The 3,209-nt window shown below is 34.7% G+C and carries 6 protein-coding genes; all 6 read right to left on the minus strand.

Translation table 11 applies throughout. The annotated features are described in order from the left end of the window. The coding region (locus JJD95_RS20010) for a hypothetical protein (protein ID WP_367114862.1) at positions 1-632 on the minus strand (632 nt) is incomplete at its 3' end. Between the two features lies 1 nt (position 633). Beyond that, positions 634-1,080: a chloramphenicol resistance protein gene (locus tag JJD95_RS20015; protein ID WP_291645265.1), complete on the minus strand. Its 447-nt coding sequence runs from the start codon at positions 1,078-1,080 to the stop codon at positions 634-636. After that, positions 1,081-1,437, minus strand: coding sequence for a minor capsid protein (locus JJD95_RS20020; RefSeq protein WP_291645267.1), 357 nt, complete (start codon positions 1,435-1,437; stop codon positions 1,081-1,083). Then, positions 1,437-1,844: a DUF6751 family protein gene (locus tag JJD95_RS20025; protein WP_291645269.1), complete on the minus strand. Its 408-nt coding sequence runs from the start codon at positions 1,842-1,844 to the stop codon at positions 1,437-1,439. The genes JJD95_RS20020 and JJD95_RS20025 overlap by 1 nt, the downstream gene beginning before the upstream one ends. A 1-nt stretch (position 1,845) precedes the next feature. Next, entirely contained in the window at positions 1,846-2,130 is a 285-nt protein-coding gene (locus JJD95_RS20030) for a hypothetical protein (protein WP_291645271.1), read from the minus strand. A 46-nt stretch (positions 2,131-2,176) separates the two neighbouring features. Then, on the minus strand, positions 2,177-3,209 hold a 1,033-nt coding region (locus tag JJD95_RS20035), incomplete at its 5' end, for a major capsid protein (protein ID WP_291645273.1).

Consider the following 3,209-nt stretch of genomic DNA (forward strand, 5'->3'; position numbering starts at 1 on the left):
AGAGTCGCGGTCATAGTTACTGCTACATCCATGAATGTAAATGATGTTGTATCCGCAGGTATACCTATAAATTTGCTATCTACTGTACTATAAGTAATTTCAGGTACTGAAATAGCCGATATAGCACCTGTTGCTATATAATCAAGTTCCAAAGTTTTCGCTGTAAACCCGGCTGCAAATGTTTTATCTACTATGGTAAAAGTGCCTTCGATTGGGTCTGCACTTCCTAATAAACTACCAGAAACACCTAGCTCTCCATCATTGTCATCAAAACTATCAACTTGCACTGCAATACTGAACTTTCTTGCTCTATAAGTACCCTCAACTGTACCAACTTGATCTAAGTCTACGATTAAATAATCTGTTTCTGAATCTATCCCTGTTAATTGCATTTCTCCAATATTTCTAATATAAGTAATAGCCGCCTCACTTACTATTTGGTCAGTATTAAAGCTTGTTGCCCATTCATAACCTATAATGGACTGCGTAGTACTCGATTGATTAATATACCTCTTGCTTGATGTTTGTGCACTGGGGCTTTCGTTTAACTCTGTGAATCCTGCTCCTAATAATTCAAATGCACCTAATACGCTTAAATAGTTAGCCTGAGTCTTCCTTTTACGAATTGTCAATTTACATTCCTCCTAAATTTTTATAATATTTCAGCCTCATTTCCACCTGGTAACGAGCTTGATCCACACTGACTGCAAAAGCATACCCGGGAGATAATACTTTAATTTCTTGGCTTTCGTAACCATCATCCAGTATTGGAAAAATATCATTATTATTGTTTTGTTCAATCCAATTTGCAAAGTCTTCATAAAATCCACTATTTGATATATTTTGAAGCACATCTGCACCAAAAGGTTCCCTGGATGCAAATATAAATTGGAATTGTCTGATACTATCACCATTTACATATGTTTTTAAGATTGGATTTACTGGGACTTCCTCTATTGAATACGCTGTTGCAAGTTCCTCCAAATAATCCACATTTACTTTTATAACACCCTCTGCGCCCTCAAACTCTTGCAGGTAAGGACATAATTTTATAAAATTTCTAATTGCTTGAATAACCATTTATGTTCCCCCTCCTACAAAACTCGCTATAGTTGATACAATCTCGTCACCTTTTTGGAGCCACATCCTCTTATCCCATTGCTTACCACGTAGCCCACCGCTTGAGGTTCCCTGTCTTCCATTACCAGCATTAGTATAATATTGTCGCTTAGCGTAAGGAGCATTATAAGTTACATTGGTTGGATTAATAGTAACCATCATATCTTTTAGCCTTCCGGTCAAATACGGGATATATGCGTTCATATTTTTTGCACATTCTTTAGTAAATTCTACTTGAGCTCTACCATCTTTATTAAGATAACGGGCGAGTAATATTTTTTGAGTTGCATTCATAATAATTCTTACATGGTTACTCATTATTTGCCCTCCACTTCAAAATGATCACTTAATTCTCGTGTAGACATCATGTTTACAACATGATCAAAATTATTTTCTAAATCAGCAAGTCTGTAGGGCTTAATTCCTGTGATCTCAAAATTAATCTCACCTTTAACAATTTTGTCTCCTACCGCTAAAGTAAAATAATTAGGTCTTTCAATATCAGATAATTTTCTAAAACTCTTAGGTGAAATATAATTATCTAATTTATCTAAAATAATACGGATGGAATCAGCTAGTAATAAGCCTGTATCTGACACTGTAGCGTTCCTAACACCATTCCAATTAACCTCTTTAACTACTGTCCTCTGGTACATGTCGTAGCCATTGACGTAATCATAGTATTTGTTATAGATTGTCACACTACTGTTTGGAAACAATACCATATCAACACAACCTTACGAGCGGAAGCGGTAGCAATGCCCTTATATTAGGGGTAATAGCCCAAGCTTCAACACCATCACTAAAAGTAACGCTCTGAACACCGTCTGACTTTGATTTTATGCCTAAAGTTTTTAATAATTTAATTTCACTCGCACTTTCTATCAATTCTTCAACTGCAATAGAATAAGTAGCCAAAATATAATCATCTGTATACTTCGCATTGGCACCTACATTTAAATAATTTTTAATTATAAGAATTGATTTCTGTTGATCTATACTAATCGCCATAAATACCCCTCCTCTATATAAATAAAAGGGGGATTTTCCCCTTTTATTAAGCTAATGTTATAGTCGCGATTCCCAATTCGTCTGCATGAGGAAAACTAGGAATTACTGTAGCTGCTGATTTAGTGAACTCTGCCACTGGATCTACACTCGTATAAGTTCCTACAAAAACATTTCCAACCATACTTGCAGTTTCCATATTGCCATCACCAATAAGTTTAACCTCTTCAGCAGTCAAACCATAAACAGTTTCTCCTAAAGTTGAACTTCCAAAGACACTTATGATGTTTTCAGGGAAGTATCTTACTGTTGAATAGCCAGTAGCTGTTTCAATTTTGTACTTAGCCTCATTAACTAGTAAAATTGGTAAGTCAGATTGTGATAGTAAATCATTTAGTAATGATAAAGTTACAAGTTTATCACTGTTAGTTCCAAATATTGCTTTTTTGATTGAAGTAGTAGCACAAATTGCTTTTACAACTTTACGTGAAGTTAATGCTCTAGCAGGTCTACTTCCACACTCGGCTTCAACCGCAGTTGCTAAAGTTTCAAGATCGATTAAAGGGGTAGCTGTAGTTGGCGCGCTCCAATTAAAAGGTAATTTATTTCCAGCTGGTACTAAGTAATCTATTGTTACTGCAACATTATTTTCATTTATTGCAATTTTACCGCTAGAAATAACTTCCATTCTCATAGCTTCGGCTCTTACTCTTATACTTTCTTCCATGTTTTCTGCATCATTATAAAGTTGAGTTAAAACAAAAGCTAACTCAGCATCATTTCTAGGATTTTGAATTTTGATTAATTCTTTCTCAGTGATTTTAATTTGTCTTTTGATAAGAGCTAATGTTTGAATACCCTTTTGTATTGCCTGTCTACTAGCTAATTGTGTTTTTGTATCGAAAGCATGAACACTTGCTGATACTGGAAGACCGCCTGAGCCTAAGATCATATCAAATTCGATATCTTGGATTTTCTTTTCAGGGAATAAAGCTTCACCTAGCATTGGCACTATAACTCTTTCTTTAAAATAATTTATTAATTCTAATGTATTAAATACTTCTACTAATTTTGGCATATTA

Source organism: Clostridium sp., assembly GCF_016650035.1.
Lineage (GTDB): Bacteria > Bacillota > Clostridia > Clostridiales > Clostridiaceae > Clostridium_AD.